The sequence below is a fragment of the Sphingomicrobium arenosum genome, assembly GCF_026157085.1.
Classification (GTDB): Bacteria; Pseudomonadota; Alphaproteobacteria; order Sphingomonadales; family Sphingomonadaceae; genus Sphingomicrobium; species Sphingomicrobium arenosum.
This window is the reverse complement of record NZ_JANPVN010000001.1, coordinates 1-14,029: the sequence shown is the minus strand read 5'-3', so window position 1 is coordinate 14,029 and position 14,029 is coordinate 1. Positions and strand designations below refer to the sequence as shown.

The window sequence follows — 14,029 nt, the reverse complement described above, 5'->3', positions numbered from 1 at the left end:
GCTATCCCGTTAGGACAGATTGAGTTGCGCGAGAATTAAAACGCCGATTAAATTTCGTCATACCTCGAATTGGGTATGATCGGGCGGATCGGCTGCGATCAGGAAGCGCTTGGCCAGCGCGATCGCCTCGCTCTGGCGGGTGCAGCCCATCTTGCCCATGGCATGACGCAATTGCACCCGAACGGTCTGCAGCGATGTGCCGCGCCGCACCGCGATGCCCTGCGCCGTACCGCCGTTGGCGAGCAAACGCATCACCTGCGCCTCGCTGCGCGTCAGGCCGAAGGCGTCGACCAGCGCGGCATCATGGCCCTCGCCCAGTTCGACTGGCATCGACAGGAACAGCATCGCCCGCATTCCCATGAAGGTCGGCACCGGCGACAAGGTGAGCGCGATGCGGCGACCGCGCGCGTCATGCGCATGGCTCGACGAAGCGTGCGGCGTCGCCGTCGAGAAGATCCCCCGAAGCGCGCCCGCGAACCAGTCGGCGACCTCGTCGCTGGCCACGACGCGGCCACGCGCGAGGCGGATGACATCGCCGATGTGCAGCATGTCCTCGCCGAGCCGGTTGGCCTGCACCAGCCCGCCGCCCGGGCCGAGAAGGACGCCGCCGATACGGGTGCGGTCGGACACCAGCGAAAAGGCCTTTTGCCCGCTGCGTTCGCGCACCAGCCGCGATCGCACCTTCATGACATGGCGCAGCGCCCCGCCGATCCGCTCGATATCCTCGCGGTCCTCGATGGTAAAATCGCGGTCGCCGCGGCCACGCGCGCGGTGGAGCGCCCAGGCTCCCGCGCCGTCGCGATTGTTGGCCGACAAGGACAGGCTGTGGAACACCTCGAGCCCGGTCGGGCGGAAGAAGTCGTTGTAGATCTCGCTGCGCTGGTAGACCGACTGGTCGACGAGGTCGCTAGACCGGATGCTTCGTTCGATCCCGGCGTAAGGCATTTCGGCGGCGAGCCAGATATCCTTTTCGGCAAACTCACCGAAATATCGCGTCAGGTGATCGGCCTCGTAATTGGCCGCGACGAGCGACCTGAAATCGCCGTCGGCGCCGATCCATCCGGCAAGAAGATGCTGGCTGTCGAACCGTTCCATGAGGCGCCCCGCGAGCGCATCGAGGGCGTCGTCATCGAACGCCGCCTCGTAAATCCAGTCGAGCGAGTCATTCGACGCCATGCACCTGTTCTCCGGCAATAACGAGCGTCTGCTTCGCCTAGGATCGAGCGCATGGCAATCCGCTTTTTTCCGCGGCGGATAGGCGCATGCGGTGCGGTCAGACCAAGTCGCACTTTCCTGCGTCTATGCACGACGATCTCTTCGAGGCGCGGGTCTGCCCATCAGCTGCCGCCACTCAGCAAGGGCTGCCGTAAGGCGCTACCTGCATATTGTTCGATCAACGAGGTGGCATTTTTAGGTCACGTACGGGTCCCTTAGTTCGATTGGCCAATCACCTCAAATTCGATCGGTTTGAAGCTCCCGGCATTCGATTTCGGCGCCGAACAGGCGGTCAGGCCGATGACGAGGTCCATCTTCGCCTCGAGGACCAGCCGATCACCTGATTTCGACTTGGGCGGGTCGACCGTGAAACGCCCCGTCTTGCCATCGACCGGCACGTTCATGAAGCAGTTGAAGGCGCAAGGGATGGCATCTTCTTCAATGCCGAAAGGCTCCAGCGCGGCGGCGAGATTGCCGAAACATCCCCGATGCGGCGGCTCGTTCTCGTAGAGCAGCGCAAACGTATCCTTGCTGCACGGCGTCAGCAGGAAGTCGTGCGTGCCGACATCATCCTCGACAATTTCGAGCATCGCGTTCGAGCGGTTCGAATAGAGCGTCGCGCCCGTGGTCAGATAAATCGTGTCGGCATAGTCGAAGGTGCGACCGTTCGAGATAACTTCGCGCACGTCGTCGCGGTTGAAGGCGAGCAAATCCGCCACCTGCTGGCCTTCAGGGTCAATGACGACAAGCTTCTGGCCCTTGTCGAGTTTGAACGCGGTTCCACTCCGAGGCTCGATACGATGTCGCTTGCTCAATCCTTATCCTTCTCGTTGTTCGCACGCCCCTGCCATGGGCACGTCCAGTCAGGCCCGACTTGGCGCCCGCTATATTGCCGCGCTTCGGATTGCTCTCCGAAGCGCGCGAGCATCGGATTGACCGAACCGGCCAGCCGCCGGTCGCGTTCCAGTATTTCCGCGCGCATCTTTTCGTAGCGGCCGTCGGCGCGCAGCCGCTCGAACTGGTCGTGAAGATTGAAAATCATGATCGGGCACTCGAATTGCCGCGCCGGTCGCGACGCGTCGGGATGCATACCCACGACGAAGAAACCCTGCCCCCCGAAACTCAGCGAAAATTGGGGGCTCGCCGGGTCGGTATCGACAGCCTCATCGGGGTCATATCCAAGCCAGTCATCTTTGTCCTGGAGCGAGGCGATACGCGTCCAGATCGCTTGTTCGAACGCCTCTTCGTCAAGCCGCGGGCTTTCGGGAAAAAAGGCCGCGAACGTGGTGAACAGCGGGCGTTCCTTCGCATAGAACCGCGCGAACGTCGTCAGCTCCTGCACCAGCGCCACATCGTCCCATGCCGAGGTGATCGAGCGTCCGACGTACGAGCGCATCTGACCCCGTCCGATCGCGCCCTTGGCGCCGACGCAAGGATAGCCGCGATCGACGATCAGTTTCTCGAACCGCTCGACGACCTCCGCGCCATCGGAAATGCGGATATCAGGCTCGGCGCGCATATTCGGGTACCGGCTTAGGCGTCAGCGATGCAACATGCTCAGCGTCGCAAGTGACACCCTCGAGCGCTTCCATGTCCTCGAGTTCGACATCGGCGCGCGGCAGAACGGAAAGTCGCCCATCCATCTCGAGCACCACCCAATTGGCCTCGTCGATCCCGAACATGCCTTCCTCTCGGATCCGCGCCATAACCTCGGCGCGCGTGACCCGCTCGGCACGCATCGGTTCGTCGAGCCAATGGCCCTTGTGGGTCAATAGCGTCGGCGTGGCTCGCAGCTTGCGCGCCATTTCCTGTCGTCGGCTGAAAAAGCGCGTCATCACATATTGGCAGAAGCCGAGGATGCTCATGGCCATGAGGGCGCCAACAAGGCTGATGTCGCGAAGCAGGATGCCGCTGGCAAGCAGGCTCCCCGTCGCGACCGCGATGAGCCAGTCGAAATTGTTCATCTGCGCCGTGGCGCGTTTGCCGAGGAGGCGGATGAAGAGAACCGTGAAGATATAGAGCACCACGCCTGCGACGACGATTTCGAGAAGGCGCTGTGGCTCAGGGAGCCAGAACTGATCGCTAAACATCGCCGTCCTCGCGAAGTCGCTCGAGCGTTTCTTCGTCGCAGTCAAAATAGGCACAGATCAGGTCGGTTGACACGCCTTCGCTCTCGAACACGGCAAGACGCAGGCTCGCATCCGCGTGGTCTGGTTCACTGTCACTAGATGCTACAATTTGCTGAAGTTCCATATGACCCGAACGGCATCCTTGCGTCCGACGTTCCGGAGCGAGTGATTGATAAGTGTTAGTCCTCGCCAATTTTTCGGGAACGCGAACGCCGAACGGTGCTTGAACATCCGTGTCGTACCGCTACCTCTTTATCGCCGGCCTTCATCGCACCGGCACCAGCCTTCTTGCAAAGCTGCTCGGCGCCCATCCCGACATCGCTACGATCACTGATGCTCCCGTGCCCGAAAACGAAGGCTGCTATCTGCAAGGCGCCATCCCGCATGACGCGTTGGCAGGCCGCCCCGGCCACTATGCGACCGACCCTGCCCAGCATCTCGTCGAGGGTGGTCGCTACGACCTTCTCAATGTCCGCGAGAGGCTCGAGGCCGATTGGTCGCGCTGGTTCGCGGACAAACCATGGCGCCTCGAAAAATCGCCCGTCAATCTGACCCGCATGCGGCTCTACCAGCAGCTCTTCCCGCTGAGCCAATTCATCGTCATTACCAGGCATCCCGAGAAGATGGCGGCCGCGCTTGCCAAGTGGACGGATCAGACCCCGGCTGCGCTCATCGACTATGGCCTCGACGCCTATGCGCTGGTCAGCGAAGACGCCGCGCGTCTCCATCACCTCTTCTGGCTGCGCTACGAAGACCTCGTCGCCGATCCCATTCGCTGCCTCGATGCGATCTTTGCGTGGATCGGGCTCCATACCATCGGTCCTTGCGCCACGCTTCGGGACGGCAATGGGGACTATTCCGAGGCGCTGATGATGAACGGGGAGCAGGCCTCTCGTGCCATCGCCTTCGGCTACGCGCCCGGCGGTGCAGTCCTCGAATGCCCGCCGCGCATCGCCCACCCCCTCCGAGCGCGTCACGAAGCGGCGGAAGCGGCCTTGCGGAACGAAAGATCACATGCCTTCGTAAGAAAGGCATGATCACCAAGGACTTCCTGTGCGGTCGGCTCCGCGACGCCCTGACCGAGACCGAAAGCCAAGCGCTTGAAGCAGCCGTGCACGAGGTCATCGAGGTCCCCGCCCGCACGACCCTCGTCAAACGCGGCGAAAAGATCGACAAAAGCTACTATCTCGTCGACGGTTTCATGATCCGCTATCTCCAAGATCGCGGCGGCTATCGGCAAAGCGCGGGCATCCAGGTGGCGGGCGACTGGGTCGACCTTCACAGCTTCCCCATGAAGCGCCTCGATCACGACGTCGCCACGCTCGGTCCCGTCACACTTGCCGTTTTCAAGCATGAGCAGCTCGAAAAACTGATCGGCGCGCATCCTCGGCTTGCAAGGATCATGTGGTTTTCCACCCTCCTCGATGCCGCCATGCATCGCGAATGGGTCTTCCGCCTCGGCCGCCTCAACGCCGAAGGGCGTATCGCCCACCTCATTTGTGAACTCGCCCGTCGCCTCGAATTCGTTGGCCGGTTCGATGGGGAATATCTCGACGTTCCCCTGCACCAGGCCGATTATGCCGAAGCCAGCGGCATCTCCGCGATCCACGCCAACCGCACCTTTCGCCTGCTGCGCGAGCGCGGCCTGATTGCCAATCGCGAGGACCACGTCGGGCTCACCATCCTCGACCGCGCCGAACTCGAGAAGATCGGTGAGTTCGACGGCGATTATCTCTACGGGGAAGGCCAGCTCGAACTGTCCGAGCCCTATTAGGTCTTTGGCCTATTAAACAATTATTAGACTGATCGTCAGGAACGCGGGCCATCGCCATTTCGTCTCCCCAACGATGTTCTGCTTGGCCCTTCACAATCTGCAAGTGCGCGATCTGATCGCTACGACAAACGCATGATCCGCGTCGGCATGATCGCGCTCGGCGGCTGCATTAAGGCGCCGCCGGTCGCCTATGGCCTCACTCCCGATACCGGCGGGCACATCACCTACCTGATGGAGGAAGCACTGGCCTTGGCGGAGCGCTTCGATGTGTCGGGCGTCGACATCTACACCCGTCGGTTTCGTGCTCTCGACCTAGGCGAAGAATATGACCGCGCGGTCGAGGAGGTGAATGCCAAGGTCCGCATCATTCGCATCTCGAGCGGCGATCCGCGCTATTTGTCGAAAGAGGCACTCGCCAAGGACCTCGACCGGTGGACCAATGCCTTTGTCGACCATCTGTCGGACGGCGAGCGCCCCGACATCATCCACGCGCATTTCGCCGATGCCGCTCATGCCGCCGCCGCGGCCCGCAACCGGTTCGGGATTCCGTTCATCTACACCGCTCATTCATTGGCTGCCGACAAGGCGGCCGCGATGGCTGCGACCGATCGATCACTGGATCGGCGCCTGGGCCAAGAGACTGCTGCCATCGCCAAAGCAGACGGCGTGATCGGCTCTTCGCGCGACGAGTGCGAGCGGCAACTGCTCCAATATGACGGCGCCCGACCCGAGCGTATCCACCAGGTCGCGCCCGGCACCGAACCGCTTTCCTCGAAGACGATCGATCTCGACGGCGCCCGCCGCGTCGTCGCGCCCTTCCTGCGCGAGCCCGGGAAACCCTTCCTTCTTGCCATCGCTCGCCCCGTGGAAAAGAAGAATCTCGTCCCTCTTGTCGAGGCCTTTGGTCGCAATGCGCAGCTTCGCGAGCGAGCCAATCTCGTCATCCTTGCCGGTCTGCGCGACGACATCGCTGCCGAGGACGAAGAATGCCAGCGCGTCCATCGCCAGCTCCTCGAGGCGGTCGACCGCCACGACCTTTACGGCAAGGTCGCCTATCCCAAGCGCCACGACCGAAGTCAGGTCGACGGCCTTTACGCCCTCGCCGCCGAGCAGCGGGGTATCTTCGTCAACAACGCCCTGTTCGAGCCCTACGGTCTGACCATCGTCGAGGCGGCCGCCCACGGCGTCCCCGTCATCGTTACCGATCGCGGCGGGCCTGCCGACATCATCGAGCATTATGGCCACGGCATCGCCATCGACCCATCCGATGGCGACACGCTCGCCGCCGAAGCGCTCGCGCTGCTCGACGATGCGCACCGCTGGACGCGATATTCGATCCGTGGCCGCGCCACGGCGCAGACAGGCGACTGGAGTCATTATGCCGCTCGTTTCATGCAAATTGCCGGCAGCATCGGGGCGCCGCGACTGCCGGCTCAGCCACAGGCCGAGCTCCTCGCAATCTGCGACATCGACAATACGCTGACCGGCTGCATGGCGGGAGCTCGTCGCTTCGGCCGTCTATTGGAAAGCAAGCCGCAATGGCGTTTCGGCGTTGCCACGGGACGCTCCCTGCAACAGGCGGAAGCCGCCCTGCAGCGCTGGAACCTGCCGCGCCCCTCGGTGATGATCACCTCGGTCGGCAGCGAGATCTACTGGTGCCTGCCCAGCGGCGGGCGGATCGCCGATACCGGCTTTGCTGACAAGATCGCGGAAGGCTGGGATGTCGACGGTGTCACGCAGGCGCTGCTCGGCCTTCCCGGCCTCTCGCCCCAGCCGGATATCGAGCAGCGCCGATTCAAACGGTCCTATTTCTTCGATGGCGCCGAAACGGTCGGTCGCGTGCGCGCCCGCCTCTCCGCCGCTGGCGTCGAGGCGCGCGTCATCGCCAGTCACGACCGCCTCCTCGACGTGCTCCCCGCGCGCGCGGGTAAGGCTGCTGCGCTCTTCTGGGTCTCCGACCGCCTCGGCCTGGCGCCTGAACAGGTCGTCGCGGCGGGCGATAGCGGGAATGACGAAGACATGCTCACCGCCTGTCCCAACGCCATCCTTGTCGCCAATCACGAACCCGCGATCGCCCATCTCGGCAACCGACCCAACGTCCATGCCGTAAAACGCCCCCACGCCAACGGCGTCATCGAGGGACTCATCCACGCCTCGCGCACGATCAGGGAGGCCTCGGCATGAAGCCGATCGGCTATTTCGTCCATCACCAGGGCCGCGGCCACCTCAATCGCGCCGCCGCGATCAGCGCCGAACTGGTGAAATCGCGCCCCGTAACCCTTTTCTCCGCGCGCTTCGACGACGCCGTCCCGCTCGCGCCAGCTGTCGAGACGGTCATCCTCCCCTCGCTCTTCGAACCGCAGGGCGATGAAGCCCCCGCCATGGCTGACCTTGCGACGCCAGCCAACCTCCACTGCGCCCCCGTCGGCTGGCCCGGCATCACCCGCGCCATTGCCACCCTGTCGCAATGGTTCGAGCAGCGATCCCCCGCGCTCTTCATTACCGACGTGAGCGCCGAGCTTGCACAATTCGCTCGCATCGCATCGGTGCCGCACGTCTGCGTTCTCCAGCATGGTGATCGGTGCGACGAGGGGCATGCCAGCGCCTATGACGGCGCCGTCGGCCTCCTCGCTCCCTATCATGAAGCGCTCGACCAGCCCGATCGCAAGCGCTGGGCGGAAAAGACCCGGTTTTTCCCCGGCGTCGGCGTGAGTCCGTTGACCTTGGCTCGCGACAATGCGCGCCGATCCCTTGGCATTGATCCCGAGCAACGCGTCGCTGTCGTGCTCGGTGGCGGGGGCGGCGAAGGCCTTCCCGCCACCCCGCTTACCCTCGCCGCACGCGCGCACCCCAACATGCAGTGGATCACGCTCGGCAAGGTGCGCCACGAATGGCACGAGACCGCCCCGGGCAACCTGCGCCATCTTGGCTGGGTCGATAATGTCCCCGAATGGCTCGCTGCCGCCGACCTGATTGTCTCCTCGGCCGGCAACAGCACCGTGCATCAGGTTCTTGCGCTCGGCCGTCCGTGGATCGTGGTGCCGGAGTGGCGCTACTTCGCTGAACAGCATCGCAAGTGCGAGGCGCTCGCCCGGGCGCAGGTCGCCATCGCGCCTAGCGATTGGCCCGCCGATGCCGCAAGCTGGAAGGCCGCCGTCGCCGCTGCCTTCGAGCTCGACGTCTCGCGCCAGCAGAGCCTGTTCGACCCCGGTGCTGCCACCGCCGCCGCCCGCTGGATCGACCGCACCGCGCGCGACCTCTGGGCCGAAACTCCGCAGACCGAGGTGCGCGCCTCGTGAAGATCAGCGTCTGCACCATCGGCGCCGGGCGCGCCGATCATCTCGACTTTCTCGTTCGCGGCCTGCGCGCCTCGCTGTTGCAGCCCGATGAACTCGTCATCGGCGTCATGCAGGACGATCTTTACGACCTGCCCGACACCGACTTCCCGATCCGCCAGATCTTCGTGCCAGGGGAAGGTCTCCCGCTTGCAAAGGCGCGAAACATCGCCGCCTCGGCGGCGCGCGGTGAACTCCTCATCTTCTTAGATGTCGACTGCATCCCTTCCCCGCACCTCATTGGCGACTACGCAAGGCTCGCGGACGCGGGCGGCATCCTCATGGGCGAGGTTCGCTACCTACCTCGCGGCATCACTGACAGCGGCATCGACTGGGAGCGCTTCGACGCCCTCTCGGTCGAACATCGCGATCGCGCCGGCCCGCCCGTCGATCCGCTCGGCCCGTGCCACGACTATCGCTGCTTCTGGTCGCTAAACTTCAGCCTGTCGCGCGAGGATTGGGCGCGCGTCGGCGGGTTCGACGAAAGCTATGACGGCTATGGCGGCGAGGATACCGACTTCGGGCGCATGGCCGATGCGGCGGGCCTCGCTTTCTGGTGGACCCGCGGCGCGCGCGCCTATCACCAGTACCACCCCCACCACATGCCACCCGTCCACCATCTCGACAGCGTGATCGCCAACGCCGAGCGCTTTCGCGACAAATGGGGCCATCACACGATGGAGCATTGGTTGCGCTGCTTTCGCCTGATGGGCCTCGCCGCCCCCATCGATGGCCGCTGGCAGCGGCTGCGCGACACCTGCGAAGACGATCTCGCGCTCACCCGCCAGCAGGCGGACCAACCCTACGCAAGTTCAGCGATCGTGCTCGCGCAGCTCGAAGCCGAAGCGGAAGCCGCTACCGCACCGGAGATGGCCGCCTCATAAAGCGCCTCATAGCCCGCCAGCATGGCATCATGACTGAATCGACGGGCTCGTTCGACACAGGTCGAGCGGCGCACCTGCCGGGCTTCATGGATCGCCTGCGCCAGCCCCTCGACATCCCCTTCAGCGACGAGGCACCCCGCCTCGCCCACCACTTCGGCAATCGCGCCCCGATCGAAGCCGGCAACTGGCGTCCCGCAAGAGAGCGCCTCGGCCGCGACCAGCCCGAAGGGTTCGTCCCAGCAAGGCGTGACCAACGCCACCTCCGCCGCGCCATAGGCCTCGGCCAACCGTTGCGCCGGCTGCTCGCCAGCATGGCGCACGCCTTGTCCCAGCCATGGCGCCACCTGCTGGTCGAAATAGATCTCGTCCTCGACCGGCCCGTATAAAGTGAGCCCTATCCCGGCGCGCACCGCCGCCTCGCACGCCATCGCCGTTCCCTTCGACGGCGTGATCCGGCCGACCCAGATCGCGCCGCGCCGCTGCCCGCCCCCGACGGGCCACCGGGCAAGATCGATCCCGTTCGGCACCGCGGCGAAATGGCGGTGCCCGCCCGGCGCCCAATGCGCCAACTGGGCCGCACTCACCGTCGCGAACCGCTGCCTCGGCTCGTCGCGCATCGCCGTCACGGCATCATGCAATCGAGGGAAGGGCGGCACGTGAAGCACCGACAGCATCGCCGCTCCATCGCGCGCCGCCCATCGCGGCAGCTCGGCGAACAGGCTGTTGTTATGGACGATGTCGGGCATGAACCGGTGGGCACCCTCCCACGCCTCTGCGAAAATCCGGGACTGCCGTTCGGCAAATTGAGGATGGTGGCGCCACCGTGCCCATGGCATGTCCGCCTCGTAATGCCGCTCGCACACCGGCTCGAGAGGCAGCAAGGGATCGCTGTCGCCCGACGCGAACAGCCGCACTTCATGCCCCCTCGCCAACAGCCCGCGCACCAGCGCATGCGTATGCGCTTCCATTCCGCCCTTGAAGGGCGCCGCGATGGGGAATCGCGCATGCGCGATCACCGCGATGCGCCGCGGGCGTGGAGAGAAGGCGACCATGGGGCTTCAATCCCCCGCCACCCCTTTCCGCTCCGCCGAAACCGGTCGTTTCGGGTAAAAACCGACTAACATTTAGTCCTCGACCCTTGGCCCATATTGTCAACCGAGGAAGGGCTGCGCCATGCCCTGTTCGAACAGAAAAAGAACGTGGATGATTACCGAACTCTTCCTGAAGGGTCGGCTGCGCGATGCCATATCGGTCGACGACCGCGCCGCCCTCGAAACCGCCATCGAAGATGTCATCGAGGTCGAAGGACCCCGCCGCCTCGTGTCGCGCGCCGAGGAGGTCGAGGTGAGCTATTATCTCGTCGACGGCTACATGGCGCGCTATCTCGACGACAAGCGCGGCTATCGCCAGTCGGTCGGTTTCCAGGTCCCTGGCGACTGGGTCGACTTGCACAGTTTCCCGATGAAGCGGCTCGACCATGACGTCGTCCCCCTGGACCGCGCCAAGGTCGCGATCTTTCGCCACGACCGCCTGCGCGAGCTGATCGACGGCAATCCGCGCCTCACCCGCATCCTGTGGTTCTCCACCCTGCTCGACGCCGCGATGATCCGCGAGTGGATCTTCCGATTGGGCCGCCTCTCCGCCGAGGGCCGCATCGCCCATTTCATCTGCGAACTGATCGAGCGCATGCGCTTCATCGAACGCTATGACGGCACCTTTTTCCCGGTCCCGCTCAAGCAGTCCGATTTCGCCGAGGCCTGCGGCGTCTCCCCCGTCCATGCCAACCGCACCTTCAAGCTCCTGCGCGACCGCGGCCTCGTCGCCGCCAGCGAGGGAGCCGGCGGCATGCGCATCCTTGACGAAGATGGATTACGCCGCCTCGGCGAATTCCGTGGTGACTACCTCTATGGGGAAGGCGACCTGAAGCTCCAACAGCCCTTCGGTTAGCATGACTCTTCCGACTAGGTTTGGGCCGATAGCCGACTGTCCGTTCTTGGAGTCGGTTCCCCAGAAATCAGCCGCTCGAGCCCGCATCATTCCTAATGTCCGCTAACGACCCCATTGCGGACATCAGGCTCATGTGGTGATCTGATGCCATAGCTGTTCCTAAGGAGCCACGTGGGTATTTCTAGAATTTTACCTGTTTCTCTTTCGGTGTCATTTTGCTTGTGCGCCTGTGCTAAAGGCTCTTCCAGCCGGACGCTATGACCGACGGATTTTGCGCCTCGCCTTCTTGGCACCCGACATCCAGCAGGAAATTCTCGATGGCAGGCAGTCACCGAAACTCACGCTTGAGGCGCTAATCCGCACCCCACCTTCCCTAGAATGGGTGCTGTCAGACTAAGTCGCACTTTCCTCACTTCGTGCGCAACTTGGTCTTTGATGCACGGGTTTAGTTCATGACCAGCTGCCACTTGGCAAGGGCTGCCGAGCGGCGCTGTTTGTACGTGGTTCGATCTACGAGGTGGCGTTCGGTATTGAAGTGGTTGTGGACGTTGGCGTGGACGCTGGCAAACTTCTGCAGCGACTTCATTTGGCGAAATCGCTGCATCACTCGCTCCCTTCGTCGGAACGGCAGATGACTGTTCTCGACGCGGTTGTTGAGATGCCGACCGACCTCCCGGCGGCCGGCATTACCAAGCTCATCCATCGCCGCACCGTAGGAGCGGAGCCCGTCGGTGACGATCGTTTCGGCGGGACCGTGACGCTTCAGCGCTTTCTTCATGAAGCGGAGCGCAGCCTGCTTGTCGCGCTCCCTCGTGACATAGCTCTCAAGGATCTCGCCTTCGTGATCGACGGCGCGCCAGAGATAATGCTGCTTGCCGTTCACCTTTACGACCATCTCGTCGAGGTGCCACTTCCAATGCTTGAACCCGCGCATACGACTGACCCGCTGGCGGCGAATATCGCCGGCGAAGAGCGGGACGAACTGGTTCGACCAGCAGCGCACGGTCTCGTGAGCGATGTCGATCCCGCGCTCGAACAGCAGGTCTTCGACGTTGCGCAGCGACAGCGGGTACCGCACGTACATCATCACCGCCAGGCGGATGACCTCGGGCGAAGAGTTGAAGTAGCGGAACGGCGAGCCAAGCCCTCTGGGACGGGGCATCGTGCCGCCCTACCCTGCCCTCCTTAACGGACGATGCATTTGGTCTGACGAGACCCGCTCGAATCAAATAAGTCTTATATTGAATTCCACCGCGAATTCTCTGGCCATATCGCTTATCTCCTTGGGGACAAGATACGAGTTCATGATACTAGGAACAGTTAAATTCAGAACAACCCTTGAACCAGAGGTTTCATCAATTATCTCATCCTTGACAAACTCCTTAAACTTAGGCAAAATTCTTAATAGATTTGATTCATCTCCTAATTTTATATTTAGATAGGATTCGAGCCTAATTTTACCGGTTTTAGTATTGGTATCACCAACTGACCAATAGTTTGAGACCTCTATACTTAGATTTCGAACTCCATCCTTAAAACGCCTATCGGCCAACCAAATCTGGCAGCTAAATTCTACATCGTTCTCGGATTTCGGAACAAAAGATTTATCGCTCAATTCCCCAGTCCTCGATATTGCCATTGTGAACAGCCTCCCCGTTCTCTGGATTCGTAGTGATTATTCCGCCATCCGGACTGATACCTACATAATCATCTGGAGCAGCACCGATATCGTCTTTAATGGCGTGGAGGTCCTCCCTATCTATCCCAGCTTTATCAATAGGTTTAGTTCCTTTTGGTTTGTCCGTTGGGGCTGATCCCCTACGCTTGTTTCGTCCCTCCTCCGCTGGCCGATCGCCGCTCCTCGTGTCTTCTAATTCGTAACCTTCGCCCTCTGTCTGAGGATCAGACGCCTCTCCCGAGTCCGTTATCTGAGATATTACGAACCCACCGATTATCACCGCAGTAGTGATAACTATTTCAACGGTTTTCGCGCAGACTATATTGACGCCGGGAGCTACGCATGCCGCCGCAGGGTTGTGCCCAGTGGGGTCGGGGAAGTTGATCGGGTCGTTGACAGCATAGCGGTATAGATTAATTCCTCCTTCATAGCCAATCGGATCGGTCTGCAGGAACCGCCCCAGCGTCGGGTGATAGAGCCGCGCCTTATAGTGCCACAGCCCCAGCTCGGGCAGCCACACCTGCTTGCGCTTCGCTCGTGCCCCCGGCACGATGCGCTGCTCAGGTATCCCCAAACCGCCCACTCACCAGCCGGCTCGTCACCACATCCCCCGCCGCATCGCGCGTCTCGGGCACGCCATAGGGGTCGTAGCTGTTGATGGTCTGAAGCGCGCCGTACCGATCCGCCAGCGCGACGATACTTCCCTGCCGATCCGCGACCAGATGCGACAGCGCCCCGAGCGAAGTGCCCAAACCCTCATAGGTCACCACCGGATCATCGACGCTCGCGCCATGCACATGGCGGCGGATGATGTCGCCGCTCGCGCCCGCCAGCTCCATGACCAACTCATCGCCATCCCACAGGAAGACCGTATCCGCCCCCCCGCTCGTCACCCGATAGAGTCGACCCAGCGGATCATGCAGAAAGGTTCGCGCCCCTCGCTCAAGGAACGGCGTGCGATCAACCAGCGATGTCAGAAGGGGAAAATGGCGGTGCTGTCAGACTAAGTCGCACTTTCCTCACTTTGCGCGCAGCTCGGTCTTTGACGCACGCGTTCAGTCCATGAC

Annotated in this window: 15 protein-coding genes; 6 read left to right on the top strand and 9 right to left on the bottom strand. The window is 62.6% G+C overall.

Annotation, left to right across the window (positions count from 1 at the left end):
• Positions 1–57: 57 nt before the first annotated feature.
• The 4 genes from NUW51_RS00075 to NUW51_RS00060 all read right to left on the bottom strand — a co-directional run bounded on the left by NUW51_RS00075 (position 58) and on the right by NUW51_RS00060 (position 3,305).
• Positions 58–1,176: a helix-turn-helix transcriptional regulator gene (locus tag NUW51_RS00075; RefSeq protein ID WP_265561652.1), complete on the bottom strand. Its 1,119-nt coding sequence runs from the start codon at positions 1,174–1,176 to the stop codon at positions 58–60.
• Positions 1,177–1,430: 254 nt separating this feature from the next.
• Complete coding sequence (locus tag NUW51_RS00070; RefSeq protein ID WP_265561651.1) at positions 1,431–2,030, bottom strand: urea carboxylase-associated family protein; 600 nt, start codon at positions 2,028–2,030, stop codon at positions 1,431–1,433.
• Positions 2,027–2,734, bottom strand: a complete 708-nt coding sequence (gene gntA / locus NUW51_RS00065; RefSeq protein WP_265561650.1) for a guanitoxin biosynthesis heme-dependent pre-guanitoxin N-hydroxylase GntA — start codon at positions 2,732–2,734, stop codon at positions 2,027–2,029. The genes NUW51_RS00070 and gntA overlap by 4 nt, the downstream gene beginning before the upstream one ends.
• Positions 2,718–3,305: a DUF421 domain-containing protein gene (locus NUW51_RS00060; protein ID WP_265561649.1), complete on the bottom strand. Its 588-nt coding sequence runs from the start codon at positions 3,303–3,305 to the stop codon at positions 2,718–2,720. The genes gntA and NUW51_RS00060 overlap by 17 nt, the downstream gene beginning before the upstream one ends.
• A gap of 272 nt (positions 3,306–3,577) precedes the next feature.
• Here NUW51_RS00060 and NUW51_RS00055 point away from each other — a divergent pair, with 272 nt between their 5' ends.
• The 5 genes from NUW51_RS00055 (at position 3,578) to NUW51_RS00035 (ending at position 9,337) form a co-directional block, all read left to right on the top strand.
• Positions 3,578–4,381 carry a sulfotransferase family protein gene (locus NUW51_RS00055; RefSeq protein ID WP_265561648.1) on the top strand — a complete coding sequence of 268 codons (804 nt, stop codon included), beginning with the start codon at positions 3,578–3,580 and terminating at the stop codon, positions 4,379–4,381.
• Positions 4,378–5,118, top strand: coding sequence for a Crp/Fnr family transcriptional regulator (locus NUW51_RS00050; RefSeq protein ID WP_265561647.1), 741 nt, complete (start codon positions 4,378–4,380; stop codon positions 5,116–5,118). The genes NUW51_RS00055 and NUW51_RS00050 overlap by 4 nt, the downstream gene beginning before the upstream one ends.
• A 132-nt stretch (positions 5,119–5,250) precedes the next feature.
• Positions 5,251–7,302 (top strand): HAD-IIB family hydrolase, encoded by a 2,052-nt coding sequence (locus tag NUW51_RS00045; protein WP_265561646.1) that lies wholly within the window; start codon positions 5,251–5,253, stop codon positions 7,300–7,302.
• Positions 7,299–8,417 (top strand): glycosyltransferase, encoded by a 1,119-nt coding sequence (locus tag NUW51_RS00040; RefSeq protein ID WP_265561645.1) that lies wholly within the window; start codon positions 7,299–7,301, stop codon positions 8,415–8,417. The genes NUW51_RS00045 and NUW51_RS00040 overlap by 4 nt, the downstream gene beginning before the upstream one ends.
• Complete coding sequence (locus NUW51_RS00035) at positions 8,414–9,337, top strand: galactosyltransferase-related protein (protein WP_265561644.1); 924 nt, start codon at positions 8,414–8,416, stop codon at positions 9,335–9,337. The genes NUW51_RS00040 and NUW51_RS00035 overlap by 4 nt, the downstream gene beginning before the upstream one ends.
• Here NUW51_RS00035 and NUW51_RS00030 read toward each other — a convergent pair.
• Positions 9,256–10,389 (bottom strand): glycosyltransferase, encoded by a 1,134-nt coding sequence (locus tag NUW51_RS00030; RefSeq protein WP_265561643.1) that lies wholly within the window; start codon positions 10,387–10,389, stop codon positions 9,256–9,258. The two genes, NUW51_RS00035 and NUW51_RS00030, sit on opposite strands and share 82 nt — an antisense overlap.
• Positions 10,390–10,540: 151 nt before the next feature.
• Between NUW51_RS00030 and NUW51_RS00025 the strand changes: the two genes are divergently transcribed.
• Positions 10,541–11,284 (top strand): Crp/Fnr family transcriptional regulator, encoded by a 744-nt coding sequence (locus NUW51_RS00025; protein WP_265561642.1) that lies wholly within the window; start codon positions 10,541–10,543, stop codon positions 11,282–11,284.
• Positions 11,285–11,729: 445 nt separating this feature from the next.
• On the opposite strand, the gene NUW51_RS00020 is transcribed toward NUW51_RS00025, so the two are convergent.
• The 4 genes from NUW51_RS00020 to NUW51_RS00005 all read right to left on the bottom strand — a co-directional run bounded on the left by NUW51_RS00020 (position 11,730) and on the right by NUW51_RS00005 (position 13,855).
• Positions 11,730–12,446, bottom strand: a complete 717-nt coding sequence (locus NUW51_RS00020) for an IS6 family transposase (RefSeq protein ID WP_265561641.1) — start codon at positions 12,444–12,446, stop codon at positions 11,730–11,732.
• Between the two features lie 63 nt (positions 12,447–12,509).
• A complete protein-coding gene (locus tag NUW51_RS00015) occupies positions 12,510–12,899 on the bottom strand; it encodes a hypothetical protein (RefSeq protein WP_265561640.1) in 390 nt (129 codons plus the stop codon).
• Positions 12,889–13,482, bottom strand: coding sequence for an RHS repeat-associated core domain-containing protein (locus NUW51_RS00010; protein ID WP_265561639.1), 594 nt, complete (start codon positions 13,480–13,482; stop codon positions 12,889–12,891). Before NUW51_RS00010 ends, NUW51_RS00015 begins: the two co-directional genes overlap by 11 nt.
• A gap of 40 nt (positions 13,483–13,522) precedes the next feature.
• Entirely contained in the window at positions 13,523–13,855 is a 333-nt protein-coding gene (locus NUW51_RS00005; protein WP_265561638.1) for a hypothetical protein, read from the bottom strand.
• Positions 13,856–14,029: the final 174 nt, after the last annotated feature.